15 protein-coding genes are annotated in these 14,465 nt (G+C 32.2%); 11 read left to right on the top strand and 4 right to left on the bottom strand.

The features are described 5' to 3' along the window. The coding region (locus tag BHF71_RS11505) for a transposase (protein WP_084024202.1) at positions 1-158 on the bottom strand (158 nt) is incomplete at its 3' end. Between the two features lie 214 nt (positions 159-372). Here BHF71_RS11505 and BHF71_RS05625 point away from each other — a divergent pair. Further along, positions 373-909, top strand: a complete 537-nt coding sequence (locus BHF71_RS05625) for a hypothetical protein (RefSeq protein ID WP_069656695.1) — start codon at positions 373-375, stop codon at positions 907-909. Positions 910-973: 64 nt separating this feature from the next. Here BHF71_RS05625 and BHF71_RS05620 read toward each other — a convergent pair whose 3' ends face one another. Continuing rightward, positions 974-1,123, bottom strand: a complete 150-nt coding sequence (locus tag BHF71_RS05620) for a DUF1540 domain-containing protein (protein WP_069656694.1) — start codon at positions 1,121-1,123, stop codon at positions 974-976. Between the two features lie 204 nt (positions 1,124-1,327). Here BHF71_RS05620 and BHF71_RS05615 point away from each other — a divergent pair, with 204 nt between their 5' ends. Then, a complete protein-coding gene (locus tag BHF71_RS05615) occupies positions 1,328-1,780 on the top strand; it encodes a hypothetical protein (protein ID WP_069656693.1) in 453 nt (150 codons plus the stop codon). A gap of 146 nt (positions 1,781-1,926) precedes the next feature. Continuing rightward, positions 1,927-2,817 carry a cation diffusion facilitator family transporter gene (locus BHF71_RS05610; protein WP_069656692.1) on the top strand — a complete coding sequence of 297 codons (891 nt, stop codon included), beginning with the start codon at positions 1,927-1,929 and terminating at the stop codon, positions 2,815-2,817. 19 nt (positions 2,818-2,836) lie between these two features. Here BHF71_RS05610 and BHF71_RS05605 read toward each other — a convergent pair whose 3' ends face one another. Together BHF71_RS05605 and selD are read right to left on the bottom strand one after the other, a co-directional pair. Next, positions 2,837-3,796, bottom strand: a complete 960-nt coding sequence (locus tag BHF71_RS05605) for a sulfite exporter TauE/SafE family protein (RefSeq protein WP_069656691.1) — start codon at positions 3,794-3,796, stop codon at positions 2,837-2,839. 57 nt (positions 3,797-3,853) lie between these two features. Continuing rightward, a complete protein-coding gene (gene selD / locus BHF71_RS05600; RefSeq protein ID WP_425425390.1) occupies positions 3,854-4,897 on the bottom strand; it encodes a selenide, water dikinase SelD in 1,044 nt (347 codons plus the stop codon). A 143-nt stretch (positions 4,898-5,040) separates the two neighbouring features. Between selD and BHF71_RS05595 the strand changes: the two genes are divergently transcribed. The 8 genes from BHF71_RS05595 (at position 5,041) to BHF71_RS05560 (ending at position 14,459) form a co-directional block, all read left to right on the top strand. Continuing rightward, on the top strand, positions 5,041-5,958 hold the full coding sequence (locus tag BHF71_RS05595) for a LysR family transcriptional regulator (RefSeq protein ID WP_069656689.1): 918 nt from the start codon (positions 5,041-5,043) through the stop codon (positions 5,956-5,958). A gap of 186 nt (positions 5,959-6,144) precedes the next feature. After that, entirely contained in the window at positions 6,145-6,474 is a 330-nt protein-coding gene (locus BHF71_RS05590) for a hypothetical protein (RefSeq protein ID WP_069656688.1), read from the top strand. A 241-nt stretch (positions 6,475-6,715) separates the two neighbouring features. Continuing rightward, on the top strand, positions 6,716-7,942 hold the full coding sequence (locus BHF71_RS05585; RefSeq protein ID WP_069656687.1) for a TadA family conjugal transfer-associated ATPase: 1,227 nt from the start codon (positions 6,716-6,718) through the stop codon (positions 7,940-7,942). 38 nt (positions 7,943-7,980) lie between these two features. Next, the gene (locus BHF71_RS05580; protein WP_069656686.1) at positions 7,981-9,297 is read left to right on the top strand and encodes a DUF6382 domain-containing protein; all 1,317 of its coding nucleotides are present in this window, start codon (positions 7,981-7,983) and stop codon (positions 9,295-9,297) included. A gap of 73 nt (positions 9,298-9,370) precedes the next feature. Further along, positions 9,371-11,098, top strand: coding sequence for a serine/threonine protein kinase (locus BHF71_RS05575; RefSeq protein WP_069656685.1), 1,728 nt, complete (start codon positions 9,371-9,373; stop codon positions 11,096-11,098). A 4-nt stretch (positions 11,099-11,102) separates the two neighbouring features. Then, complete coding sequence (locus BHF71_RS05570; RefSeq protein WP_141705334.1) at positions 11,103-11,831, top strand: SAF domain-containing protein; 729 nt, start codon at positions 11,103-11,105, stop codon at positions 11,829-11,831. 4 nt (positions 11,832-11,835) lie between these two features. Next, a complete protein-coding gene (locus tag BHF71_RS05565; RefSeq protein ID WP_069656683.1) occupies positions 11,836-13,011 on the top strand; it encodes a CpaE/TadZ family protein in 1,176 nt (391 codons plus the stop codon). Continuing rightward, entirely contained in the window at positions 13,008-14,459 is a 1,452-nt protein-coding gene (locus BHF71_RS05560; RefSeq protein ID WP_084024280.1) for an ATPase, T2SS/T4P/T4SS family, read from the top strand. Before BHF71_RS05565 ends, BHF71_RS05560 begins: the two co-directional genes overlap by 4 nt. Positions 14,460-14,465: the final 6 nt, after the last annotated feature.

Here is a 14,465-nt window from a genome sequence, read left to right as displayed (position 1 = left end):
CCGTTATCTAAAGAATAGGTATCTTTAACCAAATCGTATATAAAGCTAAAGTCAATTGCTTGATCTATTTTCCTCACTAGATGATCCTCTGGTACTAAATCTTCTATTGATACTAATTCAACTTGAGTTCTTACATCTTCCTTACGTTTTGTTAACATGTTTCTCCCCTCACAAGATATTTATTACATACTTATTATACAAAAAAAGCTTGTAGATTTGTCTAAATAAAGACTTTGTCTACAAGCTGAACATAGGTGGTCGACACCTATGTTTTTTTTCATACATTTATTCCACAAATTTGTTATATTTATTCCAGATTCTATTCCTATAATAAAGCCATAAAAGAAAATTAAAAAAAAGGAGAGATGTAAAATGAAAAAAATTATAGCTATGCTTTTAGTTGGATTGATGTTAATTGGAGGTACAGGAGCAGTATTTGCGCAAGAATTAGCTGCAAATGATCAACAAAAATTATTAGATGAACGTTATGAGATGCGGGAACTTCACTTTAAAGCAATTAAAGAATTTCAAGAAGAATTTCATAAAATTAACCAGCTCAAAAGGGAAAGATTAGGACAACGAATCGAGATTTCTGAGAAACATGATACTATTTTAGATCTTTATATTGTGGCCAAAGAAAATGGAGATCGAGAAGCTTTATTTGCTGCAAGAGAAATAAGAAAAGAAATCAGGGCAGTTAACCGAGAAATTAAAGCTTTATTCGAGGAAGTTCATTCAGAGAGAAAGGCATTTAGAGTACAAGTGAAAAATGATGATTTTAAAGCAGCACAAATTCATCTCAACAATGTAATCTCATTATTAGAAAAAATAAACGATAAGCTGGAGATTAAGAAGGAATTATTAGATTCAGTCATCGAAGTATTAAGCGGAGATGATGTTAAGCTATAATTAAATAAAAAAGGGAAAAGGGTATTAGAGGACAAACTTTTTCAGGTTGTCCTCTTTCTGCATTTTAGGCCCTAGCTACAAATGTACTACAATCGGTTTCCCTACTATCTGATGGACTTCTATGACCCACAACATTAATGGAGGAAGCTGTACATCTATTGCCTTGCTCCCAGTATTGACAATTGCTAACCTCACACATTACATCTTTTGCCATACTATCACCTCCCTTAACTTATTATGGCGACTATTGATAAAATTAATACCATATTGAAAATTGAATAGAGATTACAGTTTTGTTAACAGCTATATAATTGGTAAAATATGATGATTGAATTACTCTAATATTTCCTGTAATGTTATAGTGCGAATTGTTTTTATAATAATTTACAACATTATTAGTAAGAGGGGAGCGGGGTTATTGAAAAAGAAACTTATAATTGCGACGATTGTATTCACTTTCTTTTTGGGTACAATTAATGTATACGCGGTTTCAGTATTAGATTCTAATCTTGTCCAAATAATAAATGATGGATTGAAATCCTTAAAAGAATATTATTTAAATATTACTTCTGATCAAATAGTAGATCTTAACAAAAATTATTCAAACGAAATCACTAAATATGTAAATGAGAAGTACGATAACATCGTTAAGGATTTAGATCAATATCAGCAGGATGAGATGGATAGAGCCTCTGAAGAATTAGACCAATATTTGAACGAATTATTGAACGAGGCAGATTCACAAATTGAACAGCAGTTACCTGGAATACGTGATGAGATTACAAATAATCTTAATAAAGAGATAGATAAAACTAAAGAACAGCTTTTAAAACAATTAAAAGACCAAATTAGTAAAAAATTTAAAAAATAAATGGTGAATATCATCCCAATTTTCATGGCAAGTTAAGCAGCTATGGTATTGGGATGTTTTTATACTTTTAGTAGTAGTGCCTCTAGATTCAATCAGTCAAATTTGCTAATATAGATGTAGTTTTTCAAAAGGAGCAAATATAAAATATGGGACGTTCAAATGGCAATAATATATCTGCTGACCGTGGGGCTTGGATTAGTATGATTTCTTATTTATCCCTGTCCACCATTAAACTTATAATGGGTTATCTGTTTAATTCAACAGCTTTAGTTGCTGATGGTTTAAATAATACTACTGATATTATCGCATCAGTAGCTGTACTCATTGGCTTAAAAATGTCTAGAAAACCACCGGATGCAAATCATCCTTATGGTCATTCACGTGCTGAAACAATTGCTTCATTGGTTACTTCGTTAATAATGGCTACTATTGGTATTCAAGTATTGATTGATGCAGTAAGGGTAATATTTTCAAAGGAGCAAGTCGTACCAGATATAGCAGCAGCTTGGATAGCACTAATCGGTGCGTTAATAATGCTTTTAGTGTTCTTTTATAATCGTTCCCTATCTATAAAAACTAATAGTCGTGCATTGATGGCTGTAGCTAAGGATAACTTTTCAGATGCAATGGTTAGTTTAGGGGCCTTTGTTGGGATTATTGGGGCTCAATATAATTTTCCATGGCTCGATCCACTTGCTGCTATCATTGTGGGTATTATTATTTTAAAAACTTCGTGGGACATTTTTAGTGAAGCAACTCATATGCTGACGGATGGTTTTGAACCAAATGAGCTTGAGCCGCTAAAAGAAACTATCCTTACTGTAACCGGGGTTAAAGATATTAAAGATATTAAAGCTCGTTCTTATGGTAATGAGATTGTTGTGGATGCAGTTATTGAAGTTAATCCTGATCTTAATGTTTTGGAGAGTCATAATATTACTGATCAAATAGAAGAAAAAATGAGATCGATTCATAAAATTAAAGATGTTCATATTCATATAGAACCTAAAATGAATACCGGTAAAGAAGATGAATAGATATTAAAGCTTGTCAAATTTATGACAAGCTTTTTTTGTGAGTTCTAGATATTTCTGGAGGAGTTACTACCCATTTTTTTCTGCGAAAATGAAGATACAGCCACACAAATAAACAGGTGTTAACGGTCCAGAGTATTAAGCTAATTATAGAAATTGTATATAGAATAATAATGTTTGCGGGAAGAGAATTGACCAAAGAAACAACTAAAGGTTTAAGTAATGTCCACCAGATTCGCAAACTAACCAAGCCAATTACAGCTGCGAGGATTCTTTTAAGGGTATTATTACGTAGACGGTGACTTAAAAAACCTCCCAGTTGGCTACCGATAATCACCCCTACCACAAGATACAAAGCAGATAATGGTTCTATCAAACCTGAAGAAATTTTTCCACTAAGACCAGCAATTGAAGAAAGTAAAACGATTCCGAGGTTACTACCCAATGCCACTTTTGTGGGGATGCCTAGAACATTTATCAATAATGGAATGATCATAAAGGAACCGCCTTGGCCTACAAGACCACCTAACAAACCAACGGTTGCTGCGATAGTCACTGCTAATGGACGATTAAATGTTATCTCCTTAGCATCCATTGTAAGTGGCTTTTCCTTTTTACTTATAAACATCAGTAAAGCAGCTATTAGCGCCATCATAGCAAAGATAGCCATTAACACCTCATCAGAGATGAAACCGGAAAAGTGTGCTCCTGCAAACGAAGTAACGACAATAACAGGTCCCATCCAATAAATTAAGCGGTTATTAATAATATGGTAACGTCGGTGGGCGACAAAGCCTGAGGCACTACCTGCCAGACCTTGTACCATCGTTAATCCGGTTATAGCTTTCATGGACAAAGTAGGAAGTCCCAGTAATGGTGGAACATAAAGCAATAATGGAGTAATTAAAATTCCTCCGCCAATGCCCAACATTCCCGATAATATTCCCACAAGAAGACCGGTAAATGAAAGGAATATAAGCATAATATCAACTCTCCAAATTTTAAATACCACACGTATTAAATGTAGTGTAATACTGTCTTACAAATTAATATTAATTCTGCCAGGTTCACCTTTAAAAGCTCTGCCAATTTCTGTAACAGTAATATTAGCTGCTAATAATAATCTTTTTAACTCTAGAGCATCCTCCGGTGAAAGTGAGAAGATTAGTCCGCCAGATGTTTGTGCGTCGGCTAATAACGATAGGTCGTCTTCAGACAATCCATGTTCGTAAGAAATTTTTCCTTGCAGATAATCTAGGTTGCGGCGAGTACCACCTGGTACAAATCCCTTTCGGATGAGTTCTTTTGTCCCTTCGATGATCGGTACCTTGGAAAACTCGATATTTATTTCTAGAGCGCTTCCTTCTGCCATTTCGTATAAATGTCCCAGAAGACCAAAACCAGTAACATCAGTACAAGCATGAATATTGCCAACTTTTGAAGCAATTTCAGCAGCCTTTTTATTTAATTCACGCATCGTTTCTATCGCCTTTTCTGCAACTTTACTTGGACATTCTTGTTTTTTTAGTGCGGTTGTAATAATGCCAGTACCTATTGGTTTTGTGAGAAGCAGGACATCACCGGGTTTTACTCCAGAATTGGTCCAAACTTCATTCGGATTAATCGTTCCTACTACGGCTAACCCGTACTTAAGTTCAGGATTATCTACGGTATGGCCACCAATAATGGCTATACCTGCTTCTTTTGCTTTTGAAGCTCCACCTTGTAGCATTTTTAATAGTTGATCTTGTGGAAGTTTAGCCGAAGGATAGCCTAACATATTTAGAGCAAAAAGTGGTTTAGCTCCCATTGCGTAAACATCACTTAAGGCGTTGCTGGCAGCAATCTGGCCAAAAACATAAGCATCATCAACCATAGGACTAAAAAAATCGCTGGTACAAACAAGTGCTAATTCATCATTAAGTTTATATACAGCCGCATCATCGGACGTTTCGGGTCCTACTAAAACATTTGGATCAATAATATCAGGTAATTGACGCAAGACTTGCGCCAGGTCACCAGGACCAATTTTTCCTGTTCATCCTCCACAATCTGCTAAATTAGTTAAACGAAATTCTTCAATAGACATAATTTTACCCCCAATTTATTGAAATTTACATTTCCTATTTTTTATGTTAGAGTAAATTTTATAACTGTACAAATATATAATATTAATAAATACTATATACAAATATCTATATAAAATGGAAAGTGGGACTGTTAATTATGTTTAATCTTCATCAGCTTTGGCTTTTTAAAAAAGTAGTTGAATTCGGTGGCTTTTCTGCTGCTGCCGAAAAGCTACATATTGCCCAGCCATCTATTTCGATTCAAGTTCGACGGTTGGAAAAAGAATTGAATATTGATCTATTTGATCGTATTGGCCGTCGTCTCCATCTAACTCAAGCAGGAGAAGAGTTATATTATTATGCATGTAGAATTCTTAATTTAGCTGAGGAAGCTGAACAAAACATAAGAAGTTTACAGGATTTGAAAGGAGCTAAAATCCGTATCGGTGCCAGTACGACACCTGGAATGTATATAATTCCTGTAATTGCCGCAGATTTTCGGAGACAATATCCTGATATTGAAATCGAACTTAAGGTTGCAAACACTCGCTCGATTGAAGAAAAACTTTTAGCAAATTCCATTGATTTAGCCGTTCTAGGAGAAGAAATCGATTATGATAATAATATTAAAATTGAACCATTGTTAGAAGATAATTTAGTAGTAGTGTGTGGTAAAGAATATGAAATAGCTGGAGAGAAAAAAATATCTATAAAAAAATTAACGGAACAGAAATTTGTGTTGAGAGAAAAAGGTTCTAGTACTCGTGATATGGTAGATAAACTACTAGACGAAAAGGGACTTATCATTAAAGATATATGGGAATTACCTTCTACAGAAAGTATTAAACAGGTTGTTATTGCAAATTGGGGACTTTCAATCTTGTCTTATTTTTCTGTACGCTCAGAAGTGTCTGCTGGTTGTATGGAGATTGTTAACTTTGAAGAAGATTTCTCACTTTCACGGAACATCAATCTAGCTTTTCACCGTTTTAAGAAGTTTTCCCCCGCAGTTCAAATATTTTACCATTTCTTAAAAAATAGTATTGATACTTTTACATTGTTAAATCGTGAATAAAGAAAGCGTATGGTTAGAAAAAAATAACCTACGCTTTTAAAAAAATAACTTGAAAATTCAAAAAATTAAGAAAATATTGAAGGAAATTAGAATAATTATAGAATAATTAATAATAGATTATTAAAACGTAGCAATAGTAGTTGGGTGGCAAACTGGTGCAAAAAAAAATGAAGGAGGTGATAATTAGTGGCACTTAAGGATTTAGTAACACCAGAACAAAGAAAAACAAAAACGTATAAGATATTGAGAATATACTACTATTTTTCATGGCTAATTTTTATAGCTGGTATTGTTGCACTATTTTATGTATTTAGTTTTTTGATCTACAAGCAATTTTGGAAAATACCTGGATTATATCTAGACAGCATTATTTTATTGATGTTTCCTTTGATTCCATTATCAGGTGGTTTGTATGGTATTAATAAAATCAAAATGGAAATTCATGAAGTTGATTGGGATGAAGTTATTAAAGTAGATTCAGAAACAGAAGAACCACCTTGGTCAGAAATTCAATGATAAAGCGAAGGCACCGTACTAAGCGGTGCCGTAACTATGTTATAGAAGAATATCGATAAATTATGCCATAATCTGAATAAAAAATAATAAAAAATGTCGAAAAATTCAGAAAAACTAGTGACAATGTAAATGAATTCCTGTAGTATATAATTAATTAGCTAAATTGAAAGAAATAGAATATTATATAAAAAATGAAAAAAATGAAAGAATATGATATTAATTTTGTTGGGTGTGGTGCTTATTGTTAGATGAAGAAGAAATTTTATCTTTAGTTGAAAAAATTAGGAGTGAGTTGGATTTAGCAAAAAATTTATCTGATGAGGAACTTAGGCAATTTATTGAGGATAAGGTTTTTGTTTTCTCAAAGGAACGTTTTTTACCTGCTCAACAGAAGATTGTATTAGTAGACCGGATTTTCTATTCCTTTAGAGGGTACGACATTTTACAACCACTTCTTAATGATAAAACAATTACAGAAATCATGATCAATGGAGTTGATGAGATCTTTATAGAAAAGAACGGAGTTATTAGTAAACTTCCAATGAAATTTTCAAGTCAAGAAAAACTAGAAGATATAATTCAATCAATTGTTGCCAAAGTTAATCGAGTAGTTAATGAATCAATGCCAATAGTTGATGCTCGTCTTAAGGATGGTTCACGGGTAAATATCGTCCTTCCACCGATAGCACTAAGAGGTCCTACAATGACAATTCGTAAATTTCCCGAAAATCCTTTGAAAGTTGAAGATTTAATCAGAATGGATGCCTTAAATGAAGAAATATCAATGTTTTTAGAGAAAATAGTGGTGAGTAAATATAATATATTTATCAGTGGTGGGACAGGCTCTGGTAAAACTACTTTTCTCAATATCCTATCAAATTTTATCCCCGCAGATGAGAGAATCGTCACCATTGAAGATTCAGCGGAACTTCAGATAAATAATATTCCCAATTTAGTTCAATTAGAGACTAGAAATGCTAATACTGAAGGAAAAGGCGAAATTACTATTCGTGATTTAATTAAAACTTCATTAAGAATGAGACCTAATAGAATTATTGTCGGAGAAGTTAGAGGAGCTGAGGCTTTAGATATGCTTCAAGCGATGAATACTGGGCATGAAGGGTCGTTATCTACTGGTCATGCTAATAGTACCCTTGATATGCTAAGTAGATTAGAAACAATGGTATTAAGTGGAGCAGATTTACCTGTTGCTGTTGTTCGAAAACAGATAAGTTCAGCAATTGACATCATGATTCATTTAGGGCGTTTACGTGATCATTCAAGAAGAGTATTAGAAATTAGTGAAGTAATAGGTATGAAAGAAGGAGAAATTCAATTAAATAAATTATATGAATTTGTAGAGGTTAGCCAATCAAACGATGGTATGATTATTGGGGAATTCAAAACGACTGGCAATAAGCTACAAAAACTAACAAAGCTACTGATGGCAGGGTATGATGGAATCTAGCTTAATGAATTTTGACTTGTAAAAGGAGCATTTAATAAATGAATGAGATATATAAGTTAAATTTTGATTATATAAATCAAAATGGACATTTTTTAATATTTTCAAAAGATGAAGGAATAAGGGAAGCTGACCTTAGCAATATTCAAATTAAAATGCTTTTAGCTAATCCTATTCCTAATTTATTACCACTGGGGATTGATGAAATTGACTTTAAAATAAGTTTGAGATATGAAATTACTTCTAAGAAAATGTTAGTACATTTTTTTAAAAGAGAATTGTTATCAGAAGATCAATTCTATCAACTTTTATTAAACATAGTTTCGACCATAAGTGATAGTAAGATGTACATGTTAAATGAGCAAAATTACATTTTAAGACAAGATTTTATTTATATTGGCCAAAACATCAATGATATTTATTTAACTTATCTCCCTTTAAAGCAAATTGAAAGTAAGAAAAGTGTTTTTGACGATTTAAAACAACTAGTCCTTGGACTTTATCATTTTGTAGAAAATATCGAAAATGATAAATTTCAAGAGTTAATCGCTTTTATGTCCGATGCAGAATTTGTTATGTCTGATTTAAAACAGAAATTGTTGGATTTGTTGGAGCAAAATTTTCAACAGTCAAAAAACACTCCTTCTGATAATAATAATTTAGTGGTTAATGAAGAGCAACCGGATTTAAAACCATCTTTGGGTATCAAAGACCAACATAATTCAGAAATTAATAGGTTGGTAGACAAAAAAAATCTACTTTTTATACTAATTTTAGTTATTGGTATTATTATTTGGGGGTTTTACTACAAGTATCCGAGTGAATTTCTTTTTTATACAAGTGTTGGTCTTACTATTATCATTTTCTTTTTACCGTTTGTTTATTGGAACTTACATAGAGCGATAGAAGAGAAAAAAGTAACAACAATAGATAGTGAAAATGAGATTGATTACTATGAAAAACTGCCTAACAACACTACATTGTTGACTAAGCAAGATGAGACGATATTTCTAAATGAAAATCTTTTAGATGATTTATCACAAAATCCATTATCAAAGGCTTATTTGGAGGTAAAGCGGGGTTCAAAGACAGAGAGAATTGAGATTATTGGACAAAATTTTTTAATCGGACGTAATCCAGCTACAGTAGATTACGTAGAAAATTCTCGGGGAATTTCACGAGTTCATCTTGAAATATTAAAGCTTAATTATGGATACGTAATTAGGGATTTAGGGTCCAAAAATGGGAGTTTTCTCAATAAACAACAGCTAACACCTAACAAGATATATCCTCTTGAAGATGGAGATATCTTAAAACTCGCTAAGACGGAATTTAAATTTGAATATAAAACTAGTTAGGAGATATTTTCATTAGATTAGTTCAGTAGACCATTGAAATTACACAGGATTTAATTGATGGAGGGCAATAACTATGAAAACTGCTGCCCGTTTACAAATATCAGATATTTTCCATAATCGTTATCGAATTTTATCGATTTTAGGTTCGGGAGGAATGGGAACTGTATATCTAGCAGAAGATTTACGTTTAAAAGGTAAACTATGGGCGATAAAAGAAATTATTATACAAAAAGATAGCTATCAGCAATTTATCGATGAGGCAAAGATACTCGTATCCTTGGACCATCCTCATCTTCCAAAGATAGTAGATTATTACCCGGAGAATAAATATGGCTATAGCTATTTGGTTATGGATTATGTAAATGGACAAACTTTAAATAGTATTTTTAAACAAAAGGGCAATTTTTTATCATTAGAAAAAGTAATTAAATATCTTCTCCAAATATGTGATCTTTTTGATTATCTTCACAATCAGCAACCTGTCCCAATAATTTATCGTGATTTAAAACCAGCAAATATTATGATAGATGAACAGGATAATGTAAGATTAATTGATTTTGGAATAGCACGTAATTATAAGGATGGAAAACAAATTGATACTGTTCAGATGGGGACAGTCGGTTTTGCTGCACCCGAACAATTTTCTAACCACCAAACTGACCAGCGTTCAGATATCTTCTCCCTAGGAGCAGTAATTTATTTCTTATTAAGTAATGGCAAACATTATTATTCTACACAAAAACCTCTAGACTATTATCGAAATGATTTACCTGAAGAATTTGTTAGGGTTGTTAAAAGAATGTTAATGATTAACCCTAATAAGCGCTATCAGAACATTTTAGAAGTTAAAATTGAACTAGAACGTATCATGGGTCTTTTATTTAACGATGTCACTGAAAAAATTACTTTTCCGATAAAACTGCAAGAAAATAATGATTTTCAAACTAAGGAAAAAAAATCATCGCAACAGGAAATTTATATTAATATCCCGCAAAAATTGATAATGGTTGTTAATCTATCATCTAGGGCAGGTTCTACATTTATAACTCTCAATTTAGCGAAAAATTTGTCTGAACACAAAATATTGACAAGTGTTATTGAGGTGCCTTTTTCCCCTTATATTTACGACAATATTGGTGTAGAACAAAGATTGATTAAAGTACCCCTGAGTGACCCGCTTAATTTTTATAGTTATCCCCATGAGATTTTCGCAGGTAACAAGATAGAAAGAAATAATCAACTAATTGATGAAGGAATATTGTGGCTGATTACTGATCCTAAAAAACCATTAATTAATGAAGAAAATTGGACTTACAATCATATGGTAAAACTTTTATATAGTTCCAGAAAAGCTAACGTCACGATAATTGACGTGGGAAAATATGTAGAACATAGCAGTATCCAACCATTAATAGATGAAGTAGATTTAATCCTATTAGTAATTGATCCAATGCCCAGTGAAATCCTTTTGAATAAGAAAAAATTGGATAGATTTCTTAAAGCTAAGGAAGAAGGTTCGCCTATTGAATTGGTGATCAATCGTTGGACAAAAGGGGTAAACCAAAAAGAACTATTGGAGGTTTTAGGAACAACAAAAGTTGTTAATATCCCTGCGATAGATTTAACCTATATCCATAGGGCGATTTATGAATGTCAAATCCCTTATAGTTATTCAGAAATAAAGACGATGATCGAACAGCCAATGAATAGCCTAATTAGACGAATTATACCAATTAGTTATTTGAAAGATTTTGATAAAAAAGATAAAAAACTATTTTTTAATAAATTGAGAAAGAGGTGATAGATTGTATCAACAACACGGTCTTAGATTCAAAATAAAGAGATATTATTCAATTTTCTTGCCGCTGATAGGGGTTTTCATCATTACACTGATGTTAGCAATTGTCTGGTTTTGGGAAACCAATGGAAGAGAACGATATTTTTATCAAGGAGTTATTGTATTAAATAATGACGTGAAACGTGGAACAATTATCAAGGAAGAAATGTTATCAACTCAAAAGGTTGAAGCAGATAAAATAATAATTAATGCAATTAGAAATAAAAATGAAATCATAGGTCTTGAAGCAAAGCATTTCATCCCCCAAAACACTCAACTACATCCACAGTATTTCGAGATTCAGTCTTTGATCACATCTGAAAATCGCTACATTGCGAGAATTCCCAATGAATGGTTATATTCTATACCTAATACCTTAAGAAGAAAGGATAAGGTAATATTTTACCAGACTAATTCAGGGGATTATTTTAATCAAGATTCAATAAATACTCATAACAAAGAATCTCTGGTTGAAATTAAAGAGAAACTAGTGAATCCAATATTAGAAACAACGATAGCATATGTTAAAGATGGGGCTAATCGTGAAGTGAAAACTATAAGTTATGGCGCTAGGCTTGATGGTAGTTCTGTGATAAAAGAAGTTTTGGTTGCAATATCACCGGAAGAATTCAGGAGATTAGAATATGCAGTTATGAACGGTAGTAAATTAACTATTATGCATATAGAAGGAGAATAGATTAATGGATTTAGCTTTAATTTGTAACGATAGTGGATTACAAAAAGCTTTTGAACAAACTGGGTATTTCAAAGTATCGATAAATAATACACTTGAAGATTTAGATGAAAGTAAAATACTTGTTATTAGTGATAGAGAGATAAGTTATAACGAATTGTTCCATTTCTTTGAAATGAAGAAAAATTATCCGAAGAATAATCAACAAATATTTTATATTTTATCTGATGTTTATAGAGAACAGATTACTGATAATATTATTTCCATAGGTAAAACGAGAAGCATAACGATCATCCCTCCTAAATTAACCACATCCCAAATAGTTCGTAAAGTCTTGGAAAAGGTATTTCCTGATATTAATGATGAAAGTAAAAATATTATCACATTCTTTGGGGCGGATAGCAAAGTAGGAACTACAATGATTGCTCAATCTACTGCTGAAATGTTAGCTAACAGGACGGATTTAAAAATAGGATTATTATTTTTAAATGGTAATCCGAGTACCAATTATTTAATGGTAAAGAGGAAGACTGGTCTAGATTATATAAAGATAAAGTTGATAAATAATATTTTAAAGCCGGAGGAAATGATTGAGAGTTGTTATAAAAGTAGAGAAAATTTATACGTCTTACCAGGTATAGATTATCTTTTAGATGTAAGATACTATCATCCAGAGAATGTCGAGCGTTTAATTCAACTGGCAAATGAAAAATTTAATTTAGTTATAATCGATGCGGGTTCAAATATTGATTCCGGGCTGGCTATCGCGGCTTTAAATGCGACTAAATATAAGTATTTAGTTACTACACAACAAGAAATTACGAGAAAAAATTTTGAACGGTTAGAGAATCAAATATTTAAACGTTTACAGATTGAATCAGGAGAATTTATGCTCGTTGTTAATAAATATCTTAAGTCAAGACATATATATTCAGCAAGCCAAATTGCTGATTTATATAAAATGATGCTAGCAACATACATACCTCATTTAGAATTTTTAGGATGGCAAGCTGAATATGATCATAAAACATTATTGAATTACGATAATGAAGATTATAATAGACAAATTGAGCAATTGAGTAAGATAATTGCTAATCAAATCCAGATATCCTTTAAAGAAAATTTGATCAAAAAGGATGGAATATTTAAAAAGGCGATGGCCACATTGGGAGGATTAATGTGAATAAAGAATTATTCTATCTGGATGATTATATAGAAAATATGTCTAGCATTCTAAAAACTTCTGATGATCTAAAGATCAAAAGCAATAAATCAATTGGCGAGTTAGAATCTTTTTTTATATTGTGTAAAGAAATAATGGAACATTTTATGTTTGAATGGGAGAGTGAACAAGGTACAGATAATGATTCTTCTGATAAGTTATTGGAATATCAAAAAAAAGCGATAATTGGCTATTTCCAAGAAGTCAATTTTTTTAAAGGAAAAATAAATGAATATCTCAAAAAAAATGGTCTGCAAAATGAATGGTTCCCCAGTTGGTACCACGATTTGACCTCAGCAATCTTCCACGAAAATTGGGGATTAGCGGGTATTGCCAAGTGGAAAGAACTAAAAAATAGTACATCAGCAAAAATTATCGGAGAAAAAGTATTTTTTTTAATAGATGGTAAAATGGAACTTCAAGAACAAAAGATATCAAAAGAACGCTTTAGACAATTGAGAAAAGCACTTCTTCTAAGGAATCCAGAAATCCGTTTGGATAACAAACATGCTGAGGTATACATGTTAGATGGTACAAGGATAACCATTTTTGAAGATACGAAAGAGCCGACAATCGTATTTAGAAAATATATCATTGATTCTTTTACCTTTGAGGAACAAGCTAAGCTTGGAACGATTCCCTTTGAGGTGATACCGATGCTAAAGGCAAAAGTCAATATTGGTTATAACATAAATTTTATTGGACCCGTTAGAAGTGGAAAAACGACATTCCTTGAAACTTGGCAAACTTATGAAAATAAAGCTTTAGAAGGGGTGTTAGTGGAGACTGACCCGGAGATACCGTTACACATATTAATGCCAGAATCACCAATTATGCAAATTGTTGCTGATGGAGAAAGGTTAAAAAATCTGATTAAACCATTAATGCGTTCAGATGCGGATTATTTAATCATGGCTGAGGCTAGGGATGCGATCGCGCTATATATAGCATTAAAGGTTACTTCAAAAGGAACCAGAAGGGTAAAAAGTACTTTCCATACAGCTGATGCTATAGATTTTGTTTACGATGCTGCTAGTGAAATTATCCAAGAATTTGGCGGTGAATTGTGGCCAATGATCGTGAAAGTAGCAAAAGGATATCATTATCTATACGAATTTATTCAATTAAAAGATAAGTCTCAAAAAAGGTTAAAGGGTATCTATGAAATTAGGTACGATCCAAGGAGTTTTAATATAACGATTCATCAGATAATGAAATATGACTTTTTGACCGATGAATGGAGTTATAGATACGACATTGGTGATGATAAAGAAGAATTGGCTCTTCAAGAAGATTATGAGTCTTTTAAAATCTTTAGAAATGAATTGAAGAAGTTAGCAAATAGAAATCCCATTGAAGGAGATCATATTTTTACTCCCGCATATGTTAAATATATTTTTAAAAACTAGGAAGTG

Origin of the sequence: Vulcanibacillus modesticaldus (assembly GCF_001730235.1) — a bacterium.
GTDB classification, from domain to species: Bacteria; Bacillota; Bacilli; order Tepidibacillales; family Tepidibacillaceae; genus Vulcanibacillus; species Vulcanibacillus modesticaldus.
This window is presented reverse-complemented; position numbering and strand designations above follow the sequence as displayed.

Bases quoted from the DNA above. Each gene is read 5' to 3' on its own strand.
- BHF71_RS05625 (WP_069656695.1), top strand. From the start codon at position 373: ATGAAAAAAATTATAGCTATGCTTTTAGTTGGATTGATGTTAATTGGA.
- BHF71_RS05620 (WP_069656694.1), bottom strand. From the start codon at position 1,123: ATGGCAAAAGATGTAATGTGTGAGGTTAGCAATTGTCAATACTGGGAG.
- BHF71_RS05610 (WP_069656692.1), top strand. From the start codon at position 1,927: ATGGGACGTTCAAATGGCAATAATATATCTGCTGACCGTGGGGCTTGG.
- BHF71_RS05605 (WP_069656691.1), bottom strand. From the start codon at position 3,796: ATGCTTATATTCCTTTCATTTACCGGTCTTCTTGTGGGAATATTATCG.
- BHF71_RS05595 (WP_069656689.1), top strand. From the start codon at position 5,041: ATGTTTAATCTTCATCAGCTTTGGCTTTTTAAAAAAGTAGTTGAATTC.
- BHF71_RS05580 (WP_069656686.1), top strand. From the start codon at position 7,981: ATGAATGAGATATATAAGTTAAATTTTGATTATATAAATCAAAATGGA.
- BHF71_RS05575 (WP_069656685.1), top strand. From the start codon at position 9,371: ATGAAAACTGCTGCCCGTTTACAAATATCAGATATTTTCCATAATCGT.
- BHF71_RS05565 (WP_069656683.1), top strand. From the start codon at position 11,836: ATGGATTTAGCTTTAATTTGTAACGATAGTGGATTACAAAAAGCTTTT.